Origin of the sequence: Cellulomonas sp. URHD0024 (assembly GCF_000426185.1) — a bacterium.
Lineage (GTDB): Bacteria > Actinomycetota > Actinomycetes > Actinomycetales > Cellulomonadaceae > Cellulomonas.
The window spans coordinates 79260-104688 of the sequence record NZ_KE384506.1 but is presented as its reverse complement, the minus strand read 5'-3'; the positions used below and the strand labels follow the sequence as shown (position 1 = coordinate 104688).

Below are 25429 nucleotides of genomic sequence, written 5' to 3'. Positions count from 1 at the left end.
CACGACACCGGGGGGCGCGTCGTGCTGACCGTGATCCTGGCCCAGCTGCGCCACCGTCGCGGGCGGGTCGCCTCGACCCTGGCCGCCATCGCGATCGCCGTGGCGTCCTTCTCCCTGCTGACCTCCGCCGCCCAGGGCTCCCGCCTGGCCGTGCACGCCACCGTCACGAAGAACGCACGCCCGCTGTACGACATCCTCGTGCGCGCCGGAGCCGGCGAGGGTGATGCCGGTGCCCTGCTCGACGCGGACGCCGTCACCGAGACCCAGGGCGGCATCAGCCTGGACAAGTGGCACCAGATCCTGGACATCCCCGGCGTCGCCGTCGCCGCACCCGTCGCCGACGTCGGCTACGTCATGCAGGCCACCCGTGTCGACGTCGACCTGAGCGGCCTGATCGACCCGACCCTCGACCACCAGGTCCTCCGGGTCACCCCCACGTTCGTCTCCGACCGCGGCACCACCCGCGTCACCGACGGCGACCTCTACCTCTACGCCACCCGGAACCGCCTCGAGTACACCCCGTCCCCGCCGTGGAAGGTCGTGGACCACTGGGAGGTCCCCTCGCCCGAAGCACCGGTGGGGCCGACGTCCTTCGAGGTCTTGCCGGACGGCACCCGGCAGAAGTTCTGTCTGTGGGCGAGCCGGGGCACGGAAGGGGCGGCCCCGCTGGATCCGGCCGACCGGCTCGACATGCACTGCTGGTCCTCCGACCCGACGTCGACCGGAGGCGAGGGTGGACACCCTCGGGTCTCCCTCGTGCTCCCGGTGCCGCTGCGCCTGGCCGCCGTCGATCCCGCGCAAGAGGCTGCACTGACCGGTCTCGACACGGCGGTCGTCAAGGGCCACTACCTGCACGCACCCGAGTCGGGCCGGATCCCGGTCGTCGCGGCGAACCGCCTGACGTTGGACCAGACGGTCGACCTCGAGGTCCAGCAGCTGCCCGCGAAGGTCGTCGACGACGTCGCCGCTTCCCAGTACCTCGAGTCCGCCGTCGGGCGGGCGGACGGCACCCCGGGTACGACCGTCGGCACCCGGAGCCTGGACGTCGCGTCGGTCTACCCGAAGATCCTCGACCGCCTGGCCGAGCCGGACCCCGTCCCCGAACCCCCACAGCAGGTGGGTGACATCTACATTGCGCCGTCGAATCCCTCCGATGACCAGGAGCTGGGCGCAGGGAAGGACCTCGACGCGTTCTGGACCGTCGGCCCGCGTGCGACCGAGTCGGGTCCCCCGACCGGCCCGTGGGGTACGACCTCGCACAACAGCGTCGCCGGGCACCCGCTGCCGATCACGTTGAACGACCCCTCACGGCAGGTGCAGGGATACCAGCAGGTGTTCGACGGCGAGACCTTCAACCCGCCGGCGCGACTGAGCCTCGACGGCATCTTCGACACGGACAAGGTGAAGACCGGTCCGCCACTGTCCCGGTTGCCGTTCGACATCCACTCGACCCCGTCGCTGGAGCCTGGCGACGACGCGGCGAAGGCGGCACTCGGTGGGAAGCCGCTCGAGCCCAGCACGGGTTTCAACGGTGCTGTCGCCCAGGCACCCGTGCTCCTGACGAGCCTGGACGCACTCGGTGCCCTGGCCGGCTACACCAACCAAGGATCAGAGCCCGTCGCCGCCGCGACCGCCGCACCGATCTCCACCGTGCGGGTCCGCGTCACCGGTCACATCGGCCTCGACGACGCCTCCCTGGAACGTGTGCGTGCCGTCGCGGACGAGATCAGCTCGCGCACCGGTCTGCACGTCGACCTCCTCGGGGGCTCGTCCACCGCGGGACACGCGACGACCCTCCCGGCCGGGTCCTACGGACGCCCGGCCCTGACGGTCGACGCGCCCTGGACGAAGAAGGGGGTCGCAGCCGCCGTCGTGTCTGCGATCGACGCCAAGAGCCTGCTGCTGGCGATCCTCGCGCTGGTCGCGTGCGCGTTGGCCGTCGGGAACGCGACCTCGGCCGCCGTTCGGTCCCGGTCCACGGAGCTCGGGGTGCTGGCCTGCCTGGGCTGGCGACCGGGCAGGCTGTTCGGGACCGTCATGGGCGAGTCCGCCCTCGTCGGCCTGCTCGCCGGGGTCGTCGGGACCGTCGCCGCCCTCGGCGCGGCACCTGTGCTCGGGGTCGACCTGATGCCCGGGTACCTCGCCCTGGCGGTGCCCGCCGCGATGCTCCTGGCAGTCCTGGCCGCGATCGCGCCCGCGGTACGCGCCACGCGCGCCAACCCCGCCGCCGCAACCCGCCCACCCGTCGTGCTGGTCGCGCGCAAGCGCACACCCCGCACGATCGTCGGCATGTCCACCGGCAACGTCGCCCGCGCCCCGGGACGCTCGCTGGTCGCCGCGCTCAGCCTCGCCCTGGGGGTGCTGTCGATCACCGTGCTGATCATCATCAGCGTCAGCTTCCGCGGCACCGTCTCCGGGACCGTCCTGGGTGACTTCGTCACCGTCCAGGTCCGCTCCGCCGACTACGTCGCCGCCGCCCTGACCGTCCTGCTCGGTGCCGTCACCGTCGCCGACGTGCTCTACCTGAACATCCGCGAACGCGGCGCCGAGTTCGCCCTGCTCGGCGCCACGGGCTGGCGCGACGGCCCGCTGGCCCGCCTCGCCGGCTACGAAGCGTTCCTCATCGGACTGCTCGGCTCCCTCGTCGGCGCCGGCGGGGCCCTGCTCATCGCCCAGCACCTCGCCCACCCTCTGCCGACCCAGACCTACCTGATCGCCGGGGTCTGCGCCGGAGCAGGACTGCTCATCGCCCTGCTCGCCGCCGCCTGGCCCGTCCGCTCGCTACGCCGCCTGCCCATGGCCCAGCTCCTCGCAGAGGAATAAGCCCTAGGAACGCAGCTCCTTGCGCAGGATCTTTCCCGACGAGGACTTCGGGATCGCGTCGACGAGCTCGACCTGGCGGATCTTCTTGTGCGGCGCCACGCGTTCGGCCACCCAGGCCATCAGGGCGTCGGGGTCGAGGTCGTCGCCGGACCGGACGACGAAGGCCTTCGGGGTCTCCTCGCCGTCGGCGTCCGAGACCCCGATCACCGCCGCGTCGAGCACCCCGGGATGCGTGAGCAGGAGCGCCTCGAGCTCGGCCGGCGGTACCTGGTAGCCGTGGTACTTGATCAGCTCCTTGAGCCGGTCGATCACGTAGAACGCACCGCCGGAGTCGACCGTCACGATGTCGCCGGTGTGCAAGAACCCGTCGCCGTCGAGCGTCTCCGCGGTGGCCGCGTCGTCACCGAGGTACCCGACCATCACGTTCGGACCCTGGCACCACAGCTCGCCCGGAGCGCTCATGCCGTCCGACGGGATCGCGATCTCGTGCCCGTCGCCCGGGTCGATCAGCCGCGCCACCATGTTCGGCAGGAGCACCCCGATCGACCCCCGCGGCAGGTCGTCCCGGTCGGCGGGGACCGCGTGCGACACGGGACTCATCTCCGTCATCCCGTACCCCTGCACGACGCGGCACCCGAGGCGCTCTGCCACCGCGTCCGCGAGCGCGCTGCTCAGCGGCGCCGCACCCGACAGGATCGTGTGCACGCTCGACAGGTCGTGCTCGGCCACGAGCGGATGCCGCGCGAGGGCGAGGGCGATCGGCGGCGCCACGAACAGGTAGGTGCAGCGTTGCGTGGCGACGGTGCCGAGGTACTGCGCAAGGTCGAACCGCGGCAGCGTGACCAGGCGCGCCCGTTGCCGGAGCGCCAGGTTGAGGAGCACGGTCAACCCGTAGATGTGGAAGAAGGGCAGGACCGCGGCGACGACGTCCTCGGGCCCGAGCCGGATGAGCACCCGTGACTGCGCGACGTTCGCGACGAGGTTCCGGTGCGTGAGCATGACGCCCTTGGCCAGGCCGGTGGTCCCCGAGGAGTACGGCAGGACGGCCAGGTGGGTCGACGGGTCGAACGAGACGTCCGGTGCGTCCCGGTGCTCGGCGAGCAGGTCCGCGAACGACCTGAACCCCTCGACGCCGTCGGCCACGACGATCCGGTCGTCGTCCAGCCCGACGGCGTGCGCCGCCGCCAGCATCGGCTCCTTGAGGACCGACACCGTCACGACGAACACCGCGTGCGAGTCCGCGAGCTGCCGGCGGATGTCGTCGGCGGTGTACAGCGAGTTCACCGTGGTGACCGTCGCGCCGGCCCGCAGGATCCCGTGGAACAGCGCGGCGAACGCCGCAGAGTTCGGCGCGTGCAGCGCCACCACGTCACCTGTCCGCACACCGCGCGCAGCGAGCGCTCCGGCTACGCGGAGCACCTGCTCGACCAGCTCGCCGTACGTGACGGTGCGGTCCCCGTCGACCACCGCCACGGTCCGGAGCTCGTCGGGCGTGAGGGACGCGAGCACGTAGTCGAAGACCGACTCGTCGGGGATGTCGACGTCGGGGTACGGACTGACGATCGGCACGGTCAGCTCCTCGGGGGGCGCGCACGTCGGTGTGCGCGGCCGTCCTCCCGGACGCTACCGGCTGGACCCGGTCGTGTCCCGACGACCGGGGTGCCCCGAGTGCACGGGCAGATCGCGGCGAGCACCACGTGCTCACGCCGGGGCGACGGGCTGCCTCAGGATCGTCCGCCGCTTCGCCGGGGCGGTCCGGCGCGTGTCGCTGAGGTAGATCTCGTGATGCGTGCCCACCATGCGCAGACCGTTGCCGGGGATGAACTCGTCGTGCATCCGCGCGAGCACCGGTGCCTCGTCGTCGAACGAACCGACGTGCAACGTCTGGACGCACCGGCCCTCGGACAGGGTCTCCAGACGGAGGTCGTCGAGCCGGGCGGGTCGGGACGACGACGCAGCCGCGTGCTCGATCGCGGCGCCGACCATGGTGTCCTCGATCCAGTCGGGCACCAGGAGCATCAGGGTCCAGTCCCACCGGGACTTGTCGCGCGCCGCCGTGAAGGAGTCCATGTCGGTCGCCCACCACAGACCCTCCAGAGGAGGGACGACGTAGTCGCGCCCGAGCTCGCGCTTGCTTGCGAACTTCAGCGGGTACGCCACCGGATAGAGCGCACCGACCGCCTCCGTGAACGCGGACGAGGTGTTCGGGTCGCCGTGGCCGTCGACCATCAGGTAGCGGGAGTCCGGGACGTCGACGATCCGGAACGTGCCCCGTGGCGCCCGGTAGCCGTCCAGGGTCTTCCGGAGGTCGGTCTTGTCCGTCACGGGAGCCATCCTGTCGGGAAGGACGGCGCCGCGCGGACGTGGCGGTGCAGGACCTAGGCGGCGTCGTCCAGGATCTCGCCGAGGCGCGCGAGGATCATGCTGCGCCAGCCACCGGTCATGATGCGCCGGGACAGCTGGTCCACCGCGTCGTCCGCGTCGAAACCCGCCTGCTCGAGCAGCACGCGCGTGCCCGCGCCCTCGGCCTGCAGCGTCCACGTCACGGTCGTCTGCATGGCGTTGCCACCCTCGGCGTCGGCCCAGGAGATGCGCAGCAGTCGTGGCGCCTCGACGGCGAGCACCGTGCTCGCGACGACCCCCGAGAACCCCGTGGCCTCGACGGGCCGGCCGCGCATGGTGAACCGGTGGCCGACCTCCGCGCGGAAGTCGTTCGGCATGAGCCACTGCGCCAGGAGCTCGGGTGTAGTGAGGGCCCGCCAGACCCGCTCGGGCGGGTGCGGGTAGAACTGGTCGACGACGATCGTCGTGAGGTCCTCGTCGTTGCTCTGGGTGGCCGGGTCGGTGCTGGTCATCGTCGTCCTTCGTCGTCGTGCGGATGGTCGTCCTGCTCGAGCTGGTCCAGCACGGTGCCGAGGTCCCGCATCCGACCCCGCCAGAAGCGTTCGTACGGCGTGAGCCAGTCGGCGAGCTCCTGCAGCGGTCCGGGGGTCACCGAGTAGTACCGGTGGCGTCCGCTCGTTCGCTCGTCGACGAGGCCGCCCGCCCGGAGCGAAGCGAGGTGCTCGGACACGCTCGGGCGGGCCATGTCGAACCGAGCGGCGAGCTCAGTGACCGTCTGCTCGCGCTCGAGCAGCGCGTCGAGGATGTCCCGCCGGGTCGGGTTGGCCAGCGCGCCGACGAGGCGGTCCAGTGGTGCGCTCCTGCTGCGGCGGGGCACGTCACGGCGTCCGGTCGTTGGTCACGGCGTCATAGTACGTAGGATTGTTCCTACGTATCAAGCCCGCCCGTCGAGACGAGGGGACGAGCTGCTAGTCCTCGATGACGTCGAGGCCCTGCTCGCGCAGCTGCGCGAGGTGGTCGAGCATCCTCGCCAGCGCGTCGGGCTCGTGGCCGTCCCAGTCAGCCAGCTCCTCGACCACCCGCAGCGGGTGCCGGGTCCGGTAGGACTGCGTCGGGTTGCCCGGGAACCGCTTGTCGGTCACGTTCGGGTCATCCTCGAACGGGCCGAGCGGCTCGACCACGTAGATGTGCCCGCGATCCGGGTTGCCGGCCAGGGCACTGGCCAGCTCCGCTCCCCAGGCGGCGGTGTCGACGAGCGCGGTGAAGTAGATGTTGTTCGACACCCTGCCCGCCTGGAAGTTCGACCCGAAGCCGGCGACCAGCTCCGTCCCGACCTCGACCTCCGATTTCGTGCCGTGGTAGAACGGCCCGGCGATGTGGCCGTAGTCGTCGAACGTGACCATCCGTCGTTCACCTGCGCTGTCGTTCATCGATCCTGTCCTTCGCGAGCGCCCGCTCTGCTGGCCGGCGACGTCCTGGTCGAGGCCGAGCTGCTGGGGCTGGCTTCCCGACGGTCCCCACCAGTCCACCGCGCGACTCCGCAGAATCGTGGCACGGAGCCTGACTCCAGCAACCCCGAAGCGCCCCCCGCACCCTGCCCGTGAGCCGCCGGCACGCCGCGAGGCCCGCCGCCGAGCGGACGACGCGCCGCAGCACCCCACCAACGACGAAACTCCCGGCCAGAGAACCCTGACCGGGAGTTTCGAACTATTCACCTGTGCGCGAGGGGGGATTTGAACCCCCACGCCCTTTCGGACACTGGCACCTGAAGCCAGCGCGTCTGCCGTTCCGCCACTCGCGCGCGCCGGAGAACATTAGCACGGTGCGGCAGGCCACTCGAACACAGCCGTGGCGGGCCAGACGCGACGAGGCACCCGATCGGGCGTACCTCCCGATCGCCGCGCGGGGACGCGCCGACATCCGGGTCCCCGACGCGCGCTGCCCGGATACCATCGAGTGACAACAGGCACAGCCGTGCGCAGGTCAGGCGCGGCACGAGCCGGCGAAGAACGCGTGAAGGAGGTGGGCGTGGGCATCCTCGACAGGTTCGAGAACGGCGTGGAGCGGGTGGTCAACAACGCGTTCGCCAAGGCCTTCAAGAGCGAGCTCAAGCCGCTCGACCTGTCCAGCGCGCTACGCCGTGAGGTGGACGAGCGGGCCGCTGTCGTCGGTCGTGACCGCACCGTGGTGCCCAACGAGTTCACCATCGAGCTGGCCACCTCGGACTACGACCAGGTCGAGTCGTGGGGCGCAGAGGCACTGGCGGACGAGTTCGCGGCGAACGTCACGGACTACGCCGCCGGTCAGCGCTTCGCGTTCGTCGGACCGGTCACGGTGCGGTTCAGCGAGGACACGGAGCTCGAAGCGGCCCGCTTCCGGGTGATCAGCGCGACCGTCCGCGGTGCTGTGGCACCTGCCGCGGCGACCGCGACGCCGAGCGCGCGGCACCCCTTGGTGGACATCGACGGTCAGCGGTACATCCTCACCGGGCCGGTCACGGTGATCGGCCGGGGGTCCGAGGCGGACATCATCGTCGACGACCCTGGCGTCTCGCGGAGGCACCTGGAGATCAAGGTGACGCCGGACGGCGTGATCGCGAGCGACATGGGCTCCACCAACGGGCTCTTCGTCGAGGGCCACCAGGTCCCGGCTGCGACCTTGCTGGACGGCAACACGCTGACCATCGGCCGCACCCGGATCCTGTTCTGGACAGGCGGCGAGCCGGACCTGGACGAGTGACGTCGGCGCATGAGTGAGCTGACGATCACCCTGCTGCGGCTGGGTTACCTGGCGCTGCTGTGGGTGTTCGTGCTCACGTCGATCGCCGTGCTCAGACGGGACCTGTACGGCACGCGGATCACCGACCGTCGTCGCAAGGCCCGCGTCCCCCAACCCGCCGGCGTGACGGCCCAGCCGACCCCAGCCCCGCCCCGGCAGGCCAGATCCGCAGGTCCCAGCCGGCTCGTGGTCACCGAGGGCCCGCTGCGTGGCACGATCATCCCGCTCGGGTCGTCGGCGGTCCTGCTCGGTCGCGCCCCCAGCTGCACGCTCGTCCTCGACGACGACTACTCGTCGTCGCGGCACGCACGGATCTACCCGCAGGGTGGCCAGTGGTTCGTCGAGGACCTCGGATCGACGAACGGGACATTCGTGGCGGACCAGCGCGTCGGGGCCCCAACTCCGCTGCCGACCGGTACACCGGTCCGCGTGGGACAGAGCGTGCTCGAGCTGCAGAGGTAACCCGGTGACCGTCGCACTGAGATATGCGGCACGGTCCGATGTCGGGCTCGTGCGCTCCAACAACCAGGACTCGGCGTACGCCGGGCCTCACCTCCTCATGGTCGCTGACGGGATGGGCGGTCACGCCGGGGGTGACGTCGCGTCGTCTGTCGCGGTGGCGGCGTTCGCGCCGTTGGACGGGGAGTCGCACGGGTCCGACGACGCCCTGGACCAGCTGGAGGCGGCGCTCGCCGACGCGCGCGAGGAGATCATCCAGCGCAGCGAGACCGACCCGGAGCTCGCCGGCATGGGCACGACGGTGCTGGCCATCCTGCGCGCCGGCAACAAGCTGGCGATGGTGCACCTGGGCGACTCGCGCGGCTACCTCATGCGCAACAAGGAGCTCACGCAGGTCACCACCGACCACACCTTCGTGCAGCACCTCGTGGACATCGGCCGGATCACGCCCGAGGAGGCCGAGGTCCACCCGCAGCGCTCGGTCGTCATGCGGGTGCTCGGCGACTTCGACCCGGATGTCGCGCCCGACCTGTCGGTGCGCGAGGCGCGGCCCGGTGACCGATGGTTGCTGTGCTCCGACGGCCTGTCGGGGTTCGTGAGCGCCGAGACCATCGAAGAGACCATGGCCACGATCGACGACGTCGACAGCTGCGCCGACCGGCTGGTCCAGCTGGCTCTGCGCGCCGGCGGCGGCGACAACATCACCGTCGTGCTCGCGGACGTCATCGAGCTCGACGACGTCGCGGACGGCCAGGGCCCGACGACGCACGCGACCGTGGTCGGCGCCGCGGCCCTGACCCGCAACGACCCGACGGCCGCCGACGACGGACCCGCCGCCCGCGCAGCCGGCCTGACCAAGCCTGACGAGCCCGAGCCGGTCGAGGAGGACCTCGACGAGGACGACGAGCCGGAGCCGCGTCGGCGCTGGCCGGTGCTGATCGCCTGGGTCGCCGGCGTCCTCGTGGTCCTGGGTGGCATCGGCCTGGCGGTCGCGTGGCTGAACACGCAGTACTACGTGGGCGTCGACGACGGCGAGATCACCATCTTCCGCGGCGTCCCGCAGAGCCTCGGCCCGATCGACCTGTCGTCGCCGATCGAGCACTCGGGCACGGTCGTCGACGACCTGCGCTCGGCATACCTGCGCCAACGTCTCCTCCAGACGATCCAGGCAGACTCGCTCGACGACGCACGCGCCCAGGTCGTCATGCTCCAGGACGACACGGGCTCGTGAGCACCCGTCTGAGCGGGCCCGTGAGCAGGCTCTGATGGCAACCGTCCAACCGCACGCGGTGCGAGCCGGCCGCGGCGTCGAGCTCGGGTTGCTGGTGCTCGCGCTCGCGATCGGCGTGGCGTCGTACGTGCTGGTCGGCATCGGCACCACCGACAAGGTTCCACCCGACGTCCTCGAGTACGGCCTCGGCATGGCCGTGCTCGCCGTCGGCATCCACCTGGTCCTGCGCTGGCGGGCGCCGTACGCCGACCCGGTGATCCTGCCGATCACCGTGGCGCTCAACGGCATCGGCCTGGCGATGATCTACCGCATCGACTTCGCGTACGAGGCCCGGGGGCGGCCGCACGGGTTCGCCGACCGTCAGCTGGTGTGGACCGCGATCTCGGTGGTCCTCGCGGCCGCCGTGCTGATCCTGCTGCGTGACCACCGCACCCTGCGCCGGTACACGTACACCGCAGGCATCGCCGGCCTGGCCCTGACCCTGCTGCCCCTGGTGCCGGGAATCGGGGTGCTCCTCAATGGTGCACGGATCTGGGTGCGCGTCGGTGGGGTCGGGTTCCAGCCCGCCGAGTTCGCCAAGATCGCGTTCGCCATCTTCTTCGCGGGGTACCTCGTGACGCACCGGGACGCGCTCGCGCTCGCGGGTCCCAAGGTGCTCGGGCTGCACCTGCCGCGTGCGCAGGACCTCGGTCCCATCCTCGTCGTGTGGGCTGCCTCGGTCGCCGTCCTCGTCCTCGAGCGCGACCTCGGCACCTCGCTGCTGTTCTTCGGTCTGTTCGTCGCCATGCTCTACCTGGCCACCGAACGCCTGTCCTGGGTGATCATCGGCCTCCTGCTCTTCGTCGTCGGCGCGGGCCTGGCGGCCACGGCGTTCTCGCACGTCGGCGCCCGGTTCGACGCGTGGCTGCACGCGTTCGACCCGGCCGTGTTCGACAAGGCCTACGGCGGGTCCGGGCAGCTGGTCCGCGGCCTGTTCGGCATGGCCAGCGGCGGTCTGTTCGGCACAGGCTGGGGCGACGGCCGGCCGGACCTGGTGCCCTTCGCGGAGTCGGACTTCATCGTCGCGTCCCTCGGCGAGGAGCTGGGCCTGACCGGCCTCATCGCGATCCTGATGTGCTACCTGATCCTGGCCCAGCGTGGCTTCCGCACGGCAATCGGGGTGCGCGACGGGTTCGGCAAGCTGCTCGCGGGCGGGCTCGCGTTCATCGTGGCGCTGCAGACGTTCGTCGTGGTCGGAGGAGTGACGCGGGTCATCCCGGTGACCGGCCTGGTGACGCCGTTCATCGCGTACGGCGGCTCGTCGCTCGTCGCCAACTGGGTCATCGTCGCGCTCCTGCTCCGGATCTCCGACGAGGCCCGCCGGCCCGCCCGGAACGTGCGCGTGGCGACCCCGATCGCCGGCGTACCGCAGGTCGCGGCGGGCGGCGACCAGCCCACCGAGGTCATCGGCGGGATCTCGTGAACACCCCGCTACGCCGGCTCGCCACCGTGGTCATGGCCATGTTCGTCGTCCTCATCGGCAGTGCGACGTGGGTGCAGTACGCCCAGGCGGACAAGCTCAACAACGACACCCGCAACGTGCGCGGCCTGTACCGGGAGTACGGGAACGCGCGCGGCCCGATCGTCGTCGGTGGCAAGGCGATCGCCTTCTCGACGCCGGTCGACGACCCCTACGGCTACCAGCGCCAGTACACCGACGGCACCACGTACTCGGCGGTCACCGGCTTCTACTCGATCGTCAACGGCAAGTCCGAGCTGGAGAACGCCGCGAACGCGGCACTCACCGGCAAGGGCGACCAGCTCTTCTTCACGCGGATCCGGGACCTCATCACGGGGCGCAAGCCTGAGGGCGCCGCGGTCGAGACGACGATCAACGCCGCCGCGCAGGCGGCCGCGGTCGCCGGGCTGGGCGACCAGCAGGGCGCGGTCGTGGCGATCGAGCCGTCGACCGGGAAGATCCTCGCCCTCGTGAGCACCCCCGGCTTCGACGCGAACGCCCTGGCGACGCACGACACGGCGGCCGCGAGCGCCGCGTACCAGGCGCTCGACGCCGCACCCGGCAACCCGTTGCGCAGCAACGCGATCAAGGAGCGGTACGCGCCGGGCTCGACGTTCAAGCTGGTCACCGCGGCGGCAGCCCTGGAGAGCGGCGAGTACACCCCCGCCTCGACCCTGCCGGCACCGCTCGCACTGGACCTGCCGCAGACGACTGCGACGATCGGCAACTTCGGTGGCGAGGGGTGCGGGACCGACCCCATCACGCTCGCCGACGCGCTGCGCGTCTCGTGCAACACCGCGTTCGCGCAGCTGGGTCTGAACGTCGGCGCGGACGCGCTGCGCACGCAGGCCGAGAAGTTCGGGTTCAACGACCCCGGTCAGACGATCCCCATGGGCGTCGTCCAGAGCATCTTCCCCGCCGACCTCAACGCGCCCCAGACCGCCCAGTCGGCGATCGGTCAGCACGACGTGCAGGCGACGCCGATCGAGATGGCCATGGTGTCCGCGGCGATCGCCAACGACGGCCGGCTGATGACGCCGTATCTCGTGGACACGGTGCGGTCGGCGGACCTCACGACCGTCCAGGTGACCAAGCCACAGCTCTACTCGACGGCGGTCTCGCCCGCCACGGCCGCGGCTCTGACGCAGATGATGATCGGCGTCGTCCAGTCCGGGACCGGCACCGCCGCGCAGATCCCCGGCGTGCAGGTGGCCGGCAAGACTGGCACGGCGCAGACGACCGCCGACCAGCCGCCGCACGCGTGGTTCACCGCGTTCGCGCCCGCCGACAACCCGAGGGTCGCGGTCGCGGTCCTGGTCGAGCACGGTGGCAATCTCGGCAACGAGGCCACCGGGGGCCATGTGGCCGCGCCGATCGCCAAGGCCGTCATCGAGGCGGTGCTCGGCTCATGAAGACGGCGGCGGGCGTGGCCCTCGGCGAGCGCTACCGGCTGGTCCGGCAGATCGCGGTCGGCGGCATGGGTGAGGTGTGGGAGGCGCACGACGACGCCCTCGCGCGGCCGGTCGCGGTCAAGGTGCTGCGCTCGGAGTTCGCCGGTGACCGAGGGTTCCTCGAGCGGTTCCGCACGGAGGCGCGCAACTCCGCGTCCCTGTCGCACCCCAACATCGCGCAGCTGTTCGACTACGGCGAGCAGGACGGTTCGGGGTTCCTCGTCATGGAGCTCGTGGTCGGGGAGCCGCTGTCCGACCTGCTCGAACGGGAGCCGGTGCTGGCCACGAGAAGGCTGCTGCCGATCCTCGCGCAGACCGCCCGCGGCCTGCACGCCGCCCACATCGCTGGCGTCGTCCACCGTGACGTGAAGCCGGGCAACATCCTGCTGGGACGGGGCGGCCGCGTGAAGATCACGGACTTCGGCGTCTCGCTCGCCCGCAACCAGGTGACCATGACGGCGACCGGCATGGTCATGGGGACGGCGCAGTACCTCTCGCCCGAGCAGGCCGTCGGGCACCCGGCGACCCCGCTGTCGGACCTGTACTCCTTGGGGATCATCGCGTACGAAGCCCTCGTCGGGCACCGACCGTTCACCGGTCCGACGGCCGTCGACATCGCCGTCGCCCACGTCAACAACCCGGTGCCGGCACTGCCCGCGAGCGTCGACAAGCCGTTGGTGGACCTCGTCATGAAGCTGCTGTCCAAGGAGCCGGCCCGCCGGCCGCAGTCGGGCGAGGAGCTCGCGGAGCTGCTGGACAGGCTCGTCCCGCGCACACCGCCCAGCGGGGTCCCGATGGTGGTCGAGCAGAATCCGACACGCCCGCCGGACGCCTTCGCGACCGCGGCGACGCCCACGACACCGGCCCTGCCCGCCGACCGGCCACCGTCCTACCCCCCGCGCCGCACCCGGCGGCTCGAGGAACCGGCGGCGCCGCGCCGCTCGCACGCGGCACCACCGCCTCCCACGGCCGACCACCGGTGGTTCTGGCCCGTCCTCGCCCTGGTCCTCGTGCTGGTCGCCCTGCTCGGTGCGTTCGCCGCGAAGGTGCTCCTCAACGCGGACGGTCCCCCCGGGGGAACAGCGACGCCGACGGCGGTGCTGGTGGCAGGTCCACCGCCGGGCCGGGCCGACCCGCGCACGATCACCGCCGGATACTCTTCTGCCGTGGGTGGGGATGCGATGATCGGCCCGTACGGTCGTGCCCAGTACCGCCTTACCGCGCCGACCATGACGGGCACGGCATCAATGGAAGCAGAGGACGCCTAGTGGTGGACGACGGATCCCGGATCCTCGCCGGACGGTACGAGGTCGGCGAGCTCATCGGGCGTGGCGGCATGGCCGAGGTGCACATCGGCCACGACACCCGGCTCGGTCGCACGGTGGCCATCAAGATCCTGCGTTCCGACCTGGCCCGCGACCCGAGCTTCCAGAACCGGTTCCGCCGCGAGGCGCAGTCGGCCGCCTCCCTGAACCACCCCGCGATCGTGTCGGTCTACGACACCGGCGAGGACGTGTTCACCGAGCCGACGGGCGTCGTCGCGCACGTGCCGTTCATCGTCATGGAGTACGTCGAGGGCCACACGGTCCGGGACATCCTTCGCGACGGCCACGCCGTGCCCATCGAGGAGGCCGTCGACATCGCGGCGGGCGTGCTGTCCGCGCTCGAGTACTCCCACCACGCGGGCATCGTGCACCGCGACATCAAGCCGGCCAACGTGATGCTCACGCCCACGGGCGCAGTCAAGGTCATGGACTTCGGCATCGCCCGGGCCGTCGCCGACTCCGCGGCGACGATGACGCAGACGCAGGCCGTGATCGGGACGGCGCAGTACCTGTCGCCCGAGCAGGCCCGCGGCGAGACCGTCGACGCCCGCTCCGACCTGTACTCCACCGGCTGCCTGCTGTTCGAGCTGCTCACGGGGCGCCCGCCGTTCACCGGGGACTCCCCGGTGGCCGTCGCCTACCAGCACGTCCGTGAGGCTGCGCCGGTCCCCAGCTCGTTCGCGTCGGACGTGCCCGACACGCTCGACCGGATCACCCTCAAGGCCCTCGCCAAGGAGCGCGACTCGCGCTACTCGTCGGCAGCCGAGTTCCGTGCCGACCTCGAGGCCGCCGTCCGAGGCGGGGTCGTGACCGCACCCGCCGTCGGAGCTGCGGCGGCCGCGGCCGTCGTCGCGGCGTCGGCCGTCGACTCCACGCAGCTCATGGCTGCACCCGTCGCGACGACCCAGACCCTTCCGCCCGCCACGCCGTGGCAGGCGACGGGCACGCTGGCGACGATGCCGGACGACGACCTCGACGACTCGCGCAGCAGGGTCTGGCTCTGGGTCCTGATCGCGATCGCCGCCCTGGCGGTCGCGGGCATCCTCTGGCTGCTGCTCGGTGATCGTCGCGACGAGCCCACCCTGGTGGCGGTCCCCGACGTGACGAACCAGCAGGCCGCCGCCGCGCAGAGCGCCATCGAGGAGGCGGGGTTCGTCTGGGGCACCCCGGTCCAGGCGCCCAGCGAGACGGTGGCCCAAGGTGCTGTGATCAGTACCAACCCCGAGGCCAACAAGGAGATTGCCGAAGGCGACACCGTCACGGCGACCATCTCGTCGGGCAAGGGCGCCGTCGCCGTGCCTGACGTCACCGGGAAGACCGAGCAGGACGCCGTCACCGCACTGACCGACCTCGGGCTGACGGTGAACGCGACCAGGACGCCGGTGAACGATCCGAAGTACCCGCAGGGCCAGGTCACCGCCACGGACCCCGCCGCGGGTACGAGTGTTCCGACCGGCACCGCCGTGACGCTGTCCGTGTCCAGCGGCAACGTCGAGGTCCCGAACGTCGAGGGCAAGCCGAAGCAGGAGGCGCTCGACGCGCTGAACGCGGTGGGACTGCTGGGCAACACCTCCGAGGAACCGTCCGAGGAGGTGCCGGGAACCGTCGTCTCGCAGGACCAGGCACCCGGCACCCTGGTGAAGCAGGGGCGCACGATCACCCTGGTGATCGCGATCGCGAAGACCACGACCACGGTCCCCGAGGACCTCGCCGGCCAGACCTACGACCAGGTGGTGTCCGCCCTCAACGCCGCGGGCCTGGAGAACATCAACCGGATCGACGAGGCCTCGGATCGGCCCAAGGACGAGGTGCTCCGCACCGAACCGAACGCCGGCGACGAGGTGACGTTCGACCAGCAGATCAACGTCCACGTCTCGAAGGGGCCGGACCCGGAGGCCCAGAACAACGGCACCGGGACCGGGACCGGTACGGGGGACAACCCCAACCCCTGACGGCTGACGCACGACGCGACGAAGGGGCCGTCCAGCGATGGGCGGCCCCTTCGTCGCGTGCGGGTCAGAGTCGGACGAGCGGGTGCAGGCCCTGCGAGCGGGCGACGGCCTCGTCGTCGCCGCAGATCTCGAGCCAGTTGGCCAGCAGTCGGTGGCCGCCCTCGGTCAGCACGGACTCGGGGTGGAACTGCACGCCGAACAGCGGGAGCTCTCGGTGCTGCAGGCCCATGATGATGCCGTGAGCGGTCGCGGTGACGTCGAGCTCGTCGGACACCGTGTCGTTCACGACCGCCAGCGAGTGGTACCGCGTGGCGGTGAACGGGTCCGGCAGGCCGGCCAGCACGCCCACGCCCTTGTGCTCGATCTGGCTGGTCTTGCCGTGCATGAGCTCGGGCGCGTGCGTCACGACGCCTCCGAACACCTCGCCGAGCGCCTGGTGACCGAGGCACACGCCGAGCATCGGGGTGCCCGACGCCGCGCACTCACGGATGACCTGCATGCTCGCGCCGGCCTCGGCAGGCGTTCCCGGCCCGGGCGAGACGAGGACGCCGTCGAAGCCGCCGCGTTCGGCGACCGGTGGCACGGCGTCGTTGCGCACGACGACCGTCTCGGCACCGAGCTGGTTGAGGTAGCCGACGATCGTGTAGACGAACGAGTCGTAGTTGTCGATCACCAGGATGCGCGTCATGTCACTCACCTACTGTCGTCTCGTTGAACGGCATGTGCGGCGCCACCGCCGGGAACACCCACGCGAAGCAGACCACCAGCACCGCGGCCGCGGCGACCGCGAGGATCAGCACACGAACGACCACGGGTCCCGGCAGATGCCGCCAGAGCCATCCGTACATCAACGCCCTCCGCTCATGATGCGCCACCGGCAAGCTCTGCGGGAATCCCGTCCGCGGTGGGGGCCCAGTAGTCGAGCACGCCGTGCACGATGTACCGCTGCCGCGCCGAGAACATCGGGTGGCAGGTGGTCAGCGTGATCATCCGCTCGGTCGGTGTCTCACCGGGCTTCCCGGGCACCGGTGCGATGACCCCGATGTCGGACGGCTCGACGATCTGCGTCGACGTGACGCGGTAGACGTACCAGATGTTGTCCGTCGTCCGGACGACGATCGGGTCGCCGGCCTTCAGCTCGGCGATCCGGTTGAACGGCTTCGCGTACGTGGTGCGGTGGCCGGCGACGGCGAAGTTGCCGACACCCCCTGGCATCGCGGTGCCCTTGTAGTGCCCGATGCCGAGGACGTCGAGCACGCCTGCGCGGTCGGTGCCCTCACTGACCGGCCGAGCAGGTTCCCCGTCCCAGCGCGGCACCTGCATCGTCGCGAACGTGGTCGCGTGCGGCGGCTCGTCCATGACCGGTGGGTCGTCGTGCCGGGGCGGCGCGATCACGGGCACTGCCGCCAGGGTGCCCGACGGCGTGGGCGACGGCACCGGCTCGAACGGCAGCTCGGCCACGATCTGGGCCTGCGCACGGTTGCCGACGACGTCGGTCCACCAGAGCTGCCAGACGAGGAACGCGAACAGCAGCACCCCGATGGTGATGAGCACCTCGCCGATCACGCCGATGGTGCCGAACACCGCGTTCCGCGTGCGGCTCACGGAGCCGCCTGCCCGGTCCGTGCTCGGGCACGGCTCGACGGGTCGCGCTCGCGCGCCTCGGCGTCGGCGAGCCCCGGAAGGATCTCCGTGCCCTCCGGGACCTGGGCCGCCTCGAGGTCCGTGGGGCCCGAGTACGCCGACAGCTTCAGCGGCGACGACCTGTTCGAGTCGGACACCGACCAGCCCAGACCCACTCGATCCGAGTCCTGGACGTAGTACTGCACCTCGTCGGACGCCGAGAGTGCTCGGCGGAGCTTGTCGGGGTTCCCGATCGCGCGGATCACGTAGGGCGGCGAGTAGATGCGACCGTGCAGCCGCAGGACGTTCCCGGCGCAGTGGATGGCACTGGTCGAGATGATCCGCTGGTCCATGATCTCCATCGCCTCGGCACCGCCGGCCCACAGGGCGTTCATGACAGCCTGGATGTCCTGCTGGTGCACCACCAGGGTGTCCGGGCTGACGTCGTCGCGACGAGGCGAGTCGGGCGGCGCGTCGTTCATCCGTACGGTCAGGCCCGGACCCTCCACGGGCACGAGCCCGCCCTCGACCAGGTAGCCCTCGCTCGGCTCGCCGACCTCGGTCCCGGACTGGGCGTTCTCCGCGTCCGTCAGGCCGACGACGTCCGCGTGCAGCCCATCCACCTGCGTGGACAGCCGTTCGACCCGGCTGGCCTCCGCCTTCGTCAGCTCCACGAGGTCCTGCGGGTGCCGCTCGCCGGAGCCGTGCGCGAACTTGGCGTTCGCTGCGAACAGAGCCCCGGAAAGGGCGAGCACGAGCGCCACCGAGAGGGTCCCGCGCGCGATCAAGCGGCGGGCCCGGTGCGGGTGGTCGGTCACGTTCGGCTCCTGGAGCGGGAACTGGAGGACAGAAGAGAGCGGCGCCAAGCGGAAGGAGCACGTGCTGGCGCCCACTACGCTAGGTCACGATGTGCCGGCTCCGTGACGATGCGGGTTCGACGCACCAATGATCGCCCGCCCGCCGACCGAGTCGTCCCCCGCTCGGTCTCCTCGCGGCCCACGCGCCGCGCACCCGTTGGACAGGAGTACACGACGTGCCTGAGTCGAGCTCACGCAAGAAGGCCGCGTATGTCCCGCCGCCCGCGAAGTCGTCCGGCCCGAAGACGAACCCGCCGTGGTTCCTTCCCGTCATGCTCACCCTGATGCTCGTCGGGTTGGCCTGGATCGTCGTCACGTACCTGACGCAGTCCGACTACCCGATCCCGGGCATCGACCAGTGGAACCTGGCCATCGGCTTCGTCCTCATCCTCGGCGGCTTCGGGATGACGACCCGCTGGCACTGAGCCCGCTGATCGACAGGCGCCGTCCACACCCGTGTGGGCGGCGCCTTCGTCGTCCCCAGCGGTGCACAAGTCTGTGGACAACTACAGCGGTGTAACTTGCGCCGACCGGTCAGAAGAAGATGCCGAACGACTGGTACTTCAGCGTCGCCACGACGAAGAGAGCGATGACAAGGACCGTCGGCGCGACGAGGGCCACGAGCGTCCTGCGCTCCTTGGGTGCGTACGCGTAGGCCGCAGCGAGCAGACCACCGGTGACGAGGCCTCCGAGGTGCGCCTGCCACGCGATGCCCGGCGCGATGAACCCGATCACGAAGTTGACCACGATCAGGCCGATGATCCCGCGGTAGTCGCCGCCCAGCCTGTGCGTCACGACGAGCGCCGCGCCGAACAGCCCGAACACCGCGCCGGACGCGCCGAGGCTCGCCTGCGCGAGACTGGACCGGAGGATGAGCTCCGGGTCGGCGACGAGCAGGTGGGGGTTGGCGGTCAGCAGCACCAGACCGACCGAGCCGCCGACGGCGCTCAGCAGGTACAGCGTCAGGAACCTGATCCGTCCGAGGACCTGCTCCAGCATCGGTCCGACGAACCACAGCGCCACCATGTTGAAGACGATGTGCAGGTAGAGAGTCTGCGAGTGGAGGAACGCCGCGGTCAGGAAGCGCCAGGGCTCGTGGAATCCCGCATAGGGGGAGAAGGCCCAGCGCTCGGTCCAGCCGGGCACCACCAGCTGGAGGATGAAGCTGGCCACGCACAGCCCGATGAGCGTGAGGGTGACCACGGGCCGCCCCGGACGGATCACGCCGCCGAGCGCGGTGCGCTGCGTCGGCAGGGCCCGTGCGGCCTCCGCGACGCAGTCCACGCACTGGATCCCTACCGCTGCCGCCCGTTGGCAGTCCGGGCACGTCGGCCGGCCGCACCGCTGGCACCGCACGTACGACACCCGGTCGGGGTGGCGTGGGCAGACCGGCGGCGCGGCCTGCGCGCCGTAGGGGGACGTCTCGCTGATGGCGGTCTCAGTCCTCGATGTCGATGGACTGGATCACGATGTCCTCGACGGGACGGTCGCCGGGGCGGACCTTCGTGCTGGCAATCGTGTCGACGACCGCGCGGCTGGCGTCGTCCGCCACCTTGCCGAAGATCGTGTGCTTGCCGTTGAGCCACTCGGTGGCACCGACGGAGATGAAGAACTGCGAGCCGTTGGTGCCGCCGTCCTTGCCGGTGACGGGGTCCCGACGCTTGCCGGCATTGGCCATGGCGAGCAGGTACGGCTGGTTGAACGTCAGCTCGGGGTGGATCTCGTCGTCGAAGTTGTAGCCCGGGCCGCCACGGCCGGTGCCCAACGGGTCACCGCCCTGGATCATGAATCCGGCGATCACGCGGTGGAACACGACGCCCGCGTAGAGCGGGTCCGTGCGCTGCTCACCGGTGGTCGGGTCCGTCCACGGCTGGCTCCCCGTGGAGAGTCCCACGAAGTTGGCCACCGTCCTCGGTGCGTGGTTGGGGTAGAGCTCGATCCGGATGTCGCCGGCGGTCGTGTGCAAGGTCGCAAACATGTCCCCAGTCTGGCACGCGGCATCGGTCGGATCGCCTGTGAACCGCAGATGTGCAGGCCAGCGGTCCTGCGCAGGTGCCGTCGCGGTGGCAGAGTGTGAGGTCAGTGCAGCCGACGAGCCGGGAGCCCGATATGCCGTTCACCAAGAGCCGCCCGAACATCGACGTCGATACGGAGAAGATCAAGGACCAGGCCGCAGACCTGGGCGCCGCGATCGCCGACGCAGCCAAGAGCGCCAAGGGGACCGCCAGCGAGGCGGCGCTGCAGGCCAAGGACTGGACGACCCCCAAGGTGGAGGCGTTCATCGACTGGCTCCTCCCACGCCTCGAGCACGCGTACAAGGAGTCGGTCAAAGCCACCGCCCCCAAGGTGGAGGCCGCTGCGGATGCCGCGGGGCCCGCCATCGACAACGCGCACGACAAGCTGGTCGAGGAGGTGCTGCCCAAGGTCGTCGAGGCGCTGCACCAAGCCGCGTCCAAGGCCGGCGAGCTCGCCGAGAAGGCAGCCGACAAGGCGGGCGACAGGGCAGCCCTGGCGAGCGCGGCCGTCGCGGCGGCCGCCGCGGAGCAGTCGAAGAAGAAGCACACCGGCGCGAAGGTGTTCTGGCTGGTCGCCGCGCTCCTCGCCGTCGGCGCGGGGGTCGTGGCCTGGAGCCGGACGCGCTCGACCGTCGACCCGTGGGCCGAGCCGTGGGAGCCCGTCGAGCACGACGTGCACGGCCGCGTGGCCGACGCCGCGGACGCGGTCGGGGAAGCCGCCGGGAGCGCGGTCGCCGGTGCCCGCAAGGCGGCCGGCAAGGTCAGCGACGCCGCCACCAAGGTCAGCGACGCCACCGCGTCGCTGAGCGAGAAGGTCGTCGACGCCACCGAGGACCTGTCCGAGAAGGTGGTCGACGCGACGAAGAAGGTCACGCGCCGCGCGCCGAAGCCCGCACCCGCGCCCGTCGACGAGTCGCCCGAAGCGGCGCCGGAGCAGGCACCGGAGCAGGCGCCGGAGATCTGACGGTCCGTCCGCGCAGAACGACCCCCGGGATCCGTCGGACCGGGGGTCGTTCTCTGTCTCCGGCAGCTCGCCCTCGTCGCGAGCCGAGGCCGAGGCGGAGCCGTCAGGCGCTGTGCACGGGCCGGACCCGCTCGCCCTGCTCGCCCAGCTGCTCCTTCATCTCCTCGACGGTCAGGTTGTGCTCGACCCGCGGCGAGTAGAGCATCGAGCTGACGATGGCCCCCGTGGCGCCGATCGAGAAGGCGTCGCTCACGTGGCTGATCCGGCCGGCACCGCCGGACGCGATGACCGGCAGGGACACCGCCTCGGTGATCAGGCCCGTGATCTCCAGGTCGTAGCCCTCGCCCGTGCCGTCACGGTCGATGCTGTTCACGACGATCTCGCCGGCTCCCAGGTCCTGGCCGCGCCGAGCCCACTCGACGGCGTCCATCCCGGTGAAGGTGCGGGCGCCGTCGATCGCGATCTCGTAGCCGCTGGGGATGGCCGCCGTCTTCTCGACGCGCTTGACCTGCATGCTCAGCACGATGCACTGGCGGCCGAACTCCTTGGAGCCCTGCGTGATGATCTCGGGCTTGCGCACGGCCATCGAGTCGATGCTGATCTTCTCGGCGCCGGCGCGCAGCACCAGGTGCATGTCCTCGAGGGACCGGATGCCACCGCCGACGGTCAACGGGACGAATGTGCGGTGGGCGATCCGACGGACCATGTCCAGGTCGATCTGCCGCTTCTGCGCGCTCGCCATGATGTCGTAGGTGACGATCTCGTCGATGTCGTCCCGGTACAGCCGGTCGGCCAGCTCGGCGGGATCGCCGACGTCGATGTTGTCCTGGAACTGCTGGGCCTTGGTGACGCGCCCGTCCTTGACGTCGAAGCAGGCGATCAGTCGGTTAGCGAGCAACGGAGACCTCCAGGTCGCAGAAGGCCTTGAGCACCTGCAGGCCGGCCCGCGCGCTCTTCTCGGTGTGGAACTGCGTCGCCATGATGTTGTCCTGCGCGACGGCCGCGGCGAACGGCTGGCCGTACGTGGTGACGCCGACGAGCGCGTCCGGGTCCGTCGGCACCGCGTAGTACGAGTTGACGAAGTAGTAGTACCCGCCCGGCGTGAACGACTGGGCCAGCGGGTGCTCGCCGCGGACCTCGACCGTGTTCCAGCCCATGTGCGGCACGCGGACCTCGGTGTTGTCGAACTGCCGGACGGTGCCCTTGATCCAGCCCAGGCACTCCTGGTCGTCCTCGGCGCTGTGCTCGAACAGGACCTGCAGCCCCACGCACACGCCGAGGAACCCCTGCTTGTCACCCAGCACCTTCTCGCCCAGGTGGCCGACCCAGCCCTCGGCGGCCAGCGACTCCATGGTCACGCCGGCTGACCCGACGCCCGGGAGGATGTACTTGTCGACGGCGTCGCACTCCGACGGCTTGGTGACGAGCTTGTGCGGGACACCGAGATGGCCGAGTGCGTAGGAGACGCTCTGGGAGTTACCGGTGCGGTAGTCGATGATCCCGATCACTGGTCGATTCTATCGTCGGGCACCATGTCTCCCGGGGTGGCGTCCATCACCCGAGGAACAGGGTGCGCAGCCGCCTCGTCGTGAAGGTCAGACCGAGCGCGATCATGACGACGAAGTACGCGACGTGCCCCAGCAGCTGCGAGTCCAGCACGCCGAGCGTCAGGCCGCGGACGAGCTCGACGGCCTGGTAGAGCGGGAGCGCCTTGATGATGCCCTGCAGCCAGCCTGGGTAGACGGTCACCGGGTAGAACGTGGCGGAGAACAGGAACATCGGGAGCATCACGAAGGTGACCCACTCCAGGTGCTGGAACGTCTTGAGGTAGCTGGTCACGGCCATCCCGACGCTGGCGAACCCGAAGGCCACCAGCAGGACCGCCGGGACGGCGAACACAGCCGACAAGGCGAGATTGAGGCCCATGACCTGCATGACCGTGAGAAACCCGGCCGCGTACGCGCCACCGCGAAGCAGGGCGGTGAGGATCTCGCCGAGTGCGACGTCCAGCGGCCCGAGGGACGTGGTGAGCATCGCGTCGTAGAGCTTGCCGTAGTGCATCTTGAAGAAGACGTTGTTCGTCGAGTCGTAGACGGCGCCGTTCATCGCGCTCACCGCGAGCAGGGCGGGAGCGATGTAGGCGGCGTAGGTCACGGTCTGCCCCGACGGCAGCTCGACGTCGCCGATGTACGTGCCCAGGCCAACGCCCATCGCGAACAGGTAGAACACCGGCTCGAAGAAGCCCGAGAGCATGACGGGCCAGTTCGTGCTCCGGGTCGCCAGCAGGCCACGCGCCACGACGGACCGGGCGTTGCGCGCGTAGAGCGCCCCGACGCTGCCGGCACGACGGGCTGCGTCTACGTCGACCGCCATCAGCGCAGCCTCCGTCGAAACACGCGGTGGGCGAGCACCCAGCCCGTCACCGCGTAGACGACCAGCACTGCGTAGTGCCAGCCGACCGGCCAGCTCCCCGGCGGCAGCCCGTACGACATCGAGCGCCCGATCTCGCTCGCGTGCCACAGCGGCGAGACCCAGCCGATCCACTGCAGCCAGTGGGGCAGCGCGGTGAGCGGGAAGAACGTGCCCGAGAACAGGAACATGGGAGTGACGACGAACCGGTTGACGAGCGCGAACTGCCCCTTGTCCTGCGTGAGCGTGGCCGAGTACGTCATGAGCGGCAGTCCGAAAGCCATGCCACCGAGCACGCCGACGAGCGGCATCCAGGCCGCGCCCCACGGGTCACCGACAGCGCCGAAGGCCACCATGGCCACGTAGTAGACGGCGGTGGTCAGGATCATTCGGATGGACACGGCGAGGATCAGGCCCGTCGCGATCTGACCTGGTTCCACCGGTGAGGCGTTCATGCCCCAGAACACCCGGCGCCACCGGAAGCCGGCCATCACCGCATAGGTGAACTCGCTCGTCGCGACGGTGAGCGCCGAGGTCACCAACAACGCCGGCGCGACGAACACGACGTAGCTGACCGGTCCGTCCGTCCCCTGCGCGATCGGCTGGTCGAGGAACGTCGCCAGCCCGAGCCCTATGCCCAGCAGGTAGAGAACCGGGTTGCCGACACCGGTCGCGACGTTGGTCCAGGCGTACGCGCGCATGGCGCGGAAGTGGTGCTCTGCCACGTACCAGGCACCGTGCCGCAGAGTCCGGTTCTCCGGGGCGGTCGTCATTCGATCAGGCTCCGGCCCGTGAGCCGCAGGAACACGTCCTCGAGGCTGGAGCGTCGCACCAGGCTCGTCGTCGGGTGCAGGCCGAGGTGGTTGACGCGCTCGAGCACGGCCTCGCCGTCGTCGGCGTACAGCAGGACCCTGTCGGGGAGCAGCTCCAGCCGTTCCGTCGCCCCGGCCAGCTTCTCCGCGGCGGACGCGTTGTGGTCCGACCCGAACCGCAGCTCCACCACCTCACGGGTGGAGTACTGGCGGATCAGCTGCGCCGGGCTGCCCTCAGCCATGATCCGGCCCTTGTCGACGACGACCAGTCGGTCGCAGAGCTGTTCGGCCTCGTCCATGTAGTGCGTGGTGAGCACAAGGGTCGTGCCGCGTTCCTTCAGCCGGAACAGCCGGTCCCACAGCACGTGCCGGGCCTGCGGGTCGAGGCCGGTGGTCGGCTCGTCGAGCATGAGGATGCGGGGTTCGTTGATGAGCGCGCGGGCGATCGTCAGCCGGCGCTTCATCCCACCCGACAGGTCGTCGACCTTGGCGGTGCTCCTGTCCTCCAGCTGGGCGAACGCCAGCAGGTCGTCGGCGCGGGTCCGCACCACGGCCCGAGAGATACCGAAGTAGCGGCCGTAGACGATGAGGTTGTCCCGCACGGTCAGCTCGGTGTCGAGGTTGTCCTCCTGCGGCACCACGCCGAGCCGCGACCGGATCTCCGGCCCGTGCGTGTCGGGGTCCAGGCCCAGCACCCGCAGGTCACCGGCCGTCCGCGCGGAGACCGCGCCGATCATCCGCATGGTCGTCGACTTGCCCGCGCCGTTGGGCCCGAGCAGCCCGAACGCCTCACCGGGCGGCACCTCGAAGTCGATCCCGTCGACCGCCGCCATGTCCCCGAAGCGCTTGGTCAGACCGGTCGCGGAGATGACGGGGGCGCTCACAGCGA

The 25429-nt window shown here is 70.7% G+C and carries 26 protein-coding genes and 1 tRNA gene; 10 read left to right on the top strand and 17 right to left on the bottom strand.

Translation table 11 applies throughout. From position 1 onward, the window contains the following. Nucleotides 1–21: 21 nt before the first annotated feature. A complete protein-coding gene (locus I847_RS0120125) occupies nt 22–2823 on the top strand; it encodes an FtsX-like permease family protein (RefSeq protein WP_028051137.1) in 2802 nt (933 codons plus the stop codon). Between the two features lie 3 nt (nt 2824–2826). Here I847_RS0120125 and I847_RS0120120 read toward each other — a convergent pair whose 3' ends face one another. From I847_RS0120120 to I847_RS0120095, 6 genes are all read right to left on the bottom strand, one after another. Further along, on the bottom strand, nt 2827–4392 hold the full coding sequence (locus tag I847_RS0120120) for an AMP-binding protein (RefSeq protein ID WP_034611356.1): 1566 nt from the start codon (nt 4390–4392) through the stop codon (nt 2827–2829). A gap of 132 nt (nt 4393–4524) precedes the next feature. Beyond that, on the bottom strand, nt 4525–5157 hold the full coding sequence (locus tag I847_RS0120115) for a GyrI-like domain-containing protein (protein ID WP_196804636.1): 633 nt from the start codon (nt 5155–5157) through the stop codon (nt 4525–4527). Nucleotides 5158–5201: 44 nt separating this feature from the next. Then, nucleotides 5202–5678, bottom strand: a complete 477-nt coding sequence (locus tag I847_RS0120110) for an SRPBCC domain-containing protein (RefSeq protein WP_028051134.1) — start codon at nt 5676–5678, stop codon at nt 5202–5204. Continuing rightward, nucleotides 5675–6043 carry a helix-turn-helix transcriptional regulator gene (locus tag I847_RS0120105; protein ID WP_028051133.1) on the bottom strand — a complete coding sequence of 123 codons (369 nt, stop codon included), beginning with the start codon at nt 6041–6043 and terminating at the stop codon, nt 5675–5677. The genes I847_RS0120110 and I847_RS0120105 overlap by 4 nt, the downstream gene beginning before the upstream one ends. Nucleotides 6044–6134: 91 nt before the next feature. Continuing rightward, a complete protein-coding gene (arr, locus tag I847_RS0120100; RefSeq protein ID WP_028051132.1) occupies nt 6135–6569 on the bottom strand; it encodes an NAD(+)--rifampin ADP-ribosyltransferase in 435 nt (144 codons plus the stop codon). Nucleotides 6570–6884: 315 nt separating this feature from the next. Beyond that, nucleotides 6885–6967: transfer RNA gene (locus I847_RS0120095), tRNA-Leu, on the bottom strand. A 227-nt stretch (nt 6968–7194) separates the two neighbouring features. On the opposite strand from I847_RS0120095, the gene I847_RS0120090 reads away from it, so the two are divergent. The 7 genes from I847_RS0120090 to pknB are packed head-to-tail and all read left to right on the top strand — an operon-like array spanning nt 7195 to nt 15860. Beyond that, a complete protein-coding gene (locus I847_RS0120090; RefSeq protein WP_028051131.1) occupies nt 7195–7905 on the top strand; it encodes a DUF3662 and FHA domain-containing protein in 711 nt (236 codons plus the stop codon). Between the two features lie 9 nt (nt 7906–7914). Then, a complete protein-coding gene (locus I847_RS0120085; protein WP_028051130.1) occupies nt 7915–8406 on the top strand; it encodes an FHA domain-containing protein in 492 nt (163 codons plus the stop codon). A 4-nt stretch (nt 8407–8410) separates the two neighbouring features. Beyond that, complete coding sequence (locus I847_RS25045; RefSeq protein ID WP_081681190.1) at nt 8411–9634, top strand: Stp1/IreP family PP2C-type Ser/Thr phosphatase; 1224 nt, start codon at nt 8411–8413, stop codon at nt 9632–9634. Between the two features lie 34 nt (nt 9635–9668). Then, nucleotides 9669–11096 (top strand): FtsW/RodA/SpoVE family cell cycle protein, encoded by a 1428-nt coding sequence (locus tag I847_RS25040; RefSeq protein ID WP_034611355.1) that lies wholly within the window; start codon nt 9669–9671, stop codon nt 11094–11096. Continuing rightward, the gene (locus tag I847_RS0120070; protein WP_028051129.1) at nt 11093–12544 is read left to right on the top strand and encodes a penicillin-binding protein 2; all 1452 of its coding nucleotides are present in this window, start codon (nt 11093–11095) and stop codon (nt 12542–12544) included. Before I847_RS25040 ends, I847_RS0120070 begins: the two co-directional genes overlap by 4 nt. Next, on the top strand, nt 12541–13851 hold the full coding sequence (locus I847_RS26385; protein ID WP_081681189.1) for a serine/threonine-protein kinase: 1311 nt from the start codon (nt 12541–12543) through the stop codon (nt 13849–13851). The genes I847_RS0120070 and I847_RS26385 overlap by 4 nt, the downstream gene beginning before the upstream one ends. Beyond that, complete coding sequence (gene pknB / locus I847_RS0120060; protein WP_034611353.1) at nt 13851–15860, top strand: Stk1 family PASTA domain-containing Ser/Thr kinase; 2010 nt, start codon at nt 13851–13853, stop codon at nt 15858–15860. The genes I847_RS26385 and pknB overlap by 1 nt, the downstream gene beginning before the upstream one ends. 64 nt (nt 15861–15924) lie before the next feature. Here the strand turns inward: pknB and I847_RS0120055 are convergent, their stop codons facing one another. The 4 genes from I847_RS0120055 to I847_RS0120040 are packed head-to-tail and all read right to left on the bottom strand — an operon-like array spanning nt 15925 to nt 18301. Continuing rightward, a complete protein-coding gene (locus I847_RS0120055) occupies nt 15925–16548 on the bottom strand; it encodes an aminodeoxychorismate/anthranilate synthase component II (protein WP_028051127.1) in 624 nt (207 codons plus the stop codon). Between the two features lies 1 nt (nt 16549). Further along, nucleotides 16550–16708, bottom strand: coding sequence for a hypothetical protein (locus I847_RS27245; RefSeq protein WP_034611351.1), 159 nt, complete (start codon nt 16706–16708; stop codon nt 16550–16552). A gap of 13 nt (nt 16709–16721) precedes the next feature. Further along, nucleotides 16722–17465, bottom strand: a complete 744-nt coding sequence (locus tag I847_RS0120045) for a class E sortase (protein WP_028051126.1) — start codon at nt 17463–17465, stop codon at nt 16722–16724. Then, nucleotides 17462–18301: a DUF881 domain-containing protein gene (locus I847_RS0120040; RefSeq protein WP_028051125.1), complete on the bottom strand. Its 840-nt coding sequence runs from the start codon at nt 18299–18301 to the stop codon at nt 17462–17464. The genes I847_RS0120045 and I847_RS0120040 overlap by 4 nt, the downstream gene beginning before the upstream one ends. Before the next feature lie 215 nt (nt 18302–18516). On the opposite strand from I847_RS0120040, the gene I847_RS0120035 reads away from it, so the two are divergent. Then, nucleotides 18517–18765, top strand: a complete 249-nt coding sequence (locus tag I847_RS0120035) for a cell division protein CrgA (RefSeq protein ID WP_028051124.1) — start codon at nt 18517–18519, stop codon at nt 18763–18765. Nucleotides 18766–18874: 109 nt separating this feature from the next. Here I847_RS0120035 and I847_RS0120030 read toward each other — a convergent pair whose 3' ends face one another. Together I847_RS0120030 and I847_RS0120025 are read right to left on the bottom strand one after the other, a co-directional pair. Continuing rightward, nucleotides 18875–19771 (bottom strand): rhomboid family intramembrane serine protease, encoded by an 897-nt coding sequence (locus tag I847_RS0120030; RefSeq protein WP_028051123.1) that lies wholly within the window; start codon nt 19769–19771, stop codon nt 18875–18877. 7 nt (nt 19772–19778) lie between these two features. Next, the gene (locus I847_RS0120025) at nt 19779–20318 is read right to left on the bottom strand and encodes a peptidylprolyl isomerase (protein ID WP_028051122.1); all 540 of its coding nucleotides are present in this window, start codon (nt 20316–20318) and stop codon (nt 19779–19781) included. A 131-nt stretch (nt 20319–20449) separates the two neighbouring features. Between I847_RS0120025 and I847_RS25025 the strand changes: the two genes are divergently transcribed. Next, nucleotides 20450–21319, top strand: a complete 870-nt coding sequence (locus I847_RS25025) for a hypothetical protein (RefSeq protein WP_196804635.1) — start codon at nt 20450–20452, stop codon at nt 21317–21319. Between the two features lie 103 nt (nt 21320–21422). Here the strand turns inward: I847_RS25025 and hisF are convergent, their stop codons facing one another. Genes hisF through I847_RS0119995 form a run of 5 tightly spaced genes read right to left on the bottom strand, consistent with a single transcriptional unit; the run spans nt 21423 to nt 25424 of the window. Further along, complete coding sequence (gene hisF, locus I847_RS0120015; protein WP_028051121.1) at nt 21423–22217, bottom strand: imidazole glycerol phosphate synthase subunit HisF; 795 nt, start codon at nt 22215–22217, stop codon at nt 21423–21425. Next, nucleotides 22207–22827, bottom strand: coding sequence for an imidazole glycerol phosphate synthase subunit HisH (gene hisH, locus I847_RS0120010; RefSeq protein ID WP_028051120.1), 621 nt, complete (start codon nt 22825–22827; stop codon nt 22207–22209). Before hisH ends, hisF begins: the two co-directional genes overlap by 11 nt. A gap of 46 nt (nt 22828–22873) precedes the next feature. After that, nucleotides 22874–23692: an ABC transporter permease gene (locus tag I847_RS0120005; protein ID WP_034611348.1), complete on the bottom strand. Its 819-nt coding sequence runs from the start codon at nt 23690–23692 to the stop codon at nt 22874–22876. Beyond that, on the bottom strand, nt 23692–24501 hold the full coding sequence (locus I847_RS25020) for an ABC transporter permease (protein WP_034611346.1): 810 nt from the start codon (nt 24499–24501) through the stop codon (nt 23692–23694). The genes I847_RS0120005 and I847_RS25020 overlap by 1 nt, the downstream gene beginning before the upstream one ends. Beyond that, complete coding sequence (locus I847_RS0119995) at nt 24498–25424, bottom strand: ATP-binding cassette domain-containing protein (RefSeq protein WP_028051118.1); 927 nt, start codon at nt 25422–25424, stop codon at nt 24498–24500. Before I847_RS0119995 ends, I847_RS25020 begins: the two co-directional genes overlap by 4 nt. Nucleotides 25425–25429: the final 5 nt, after the last annotated feature.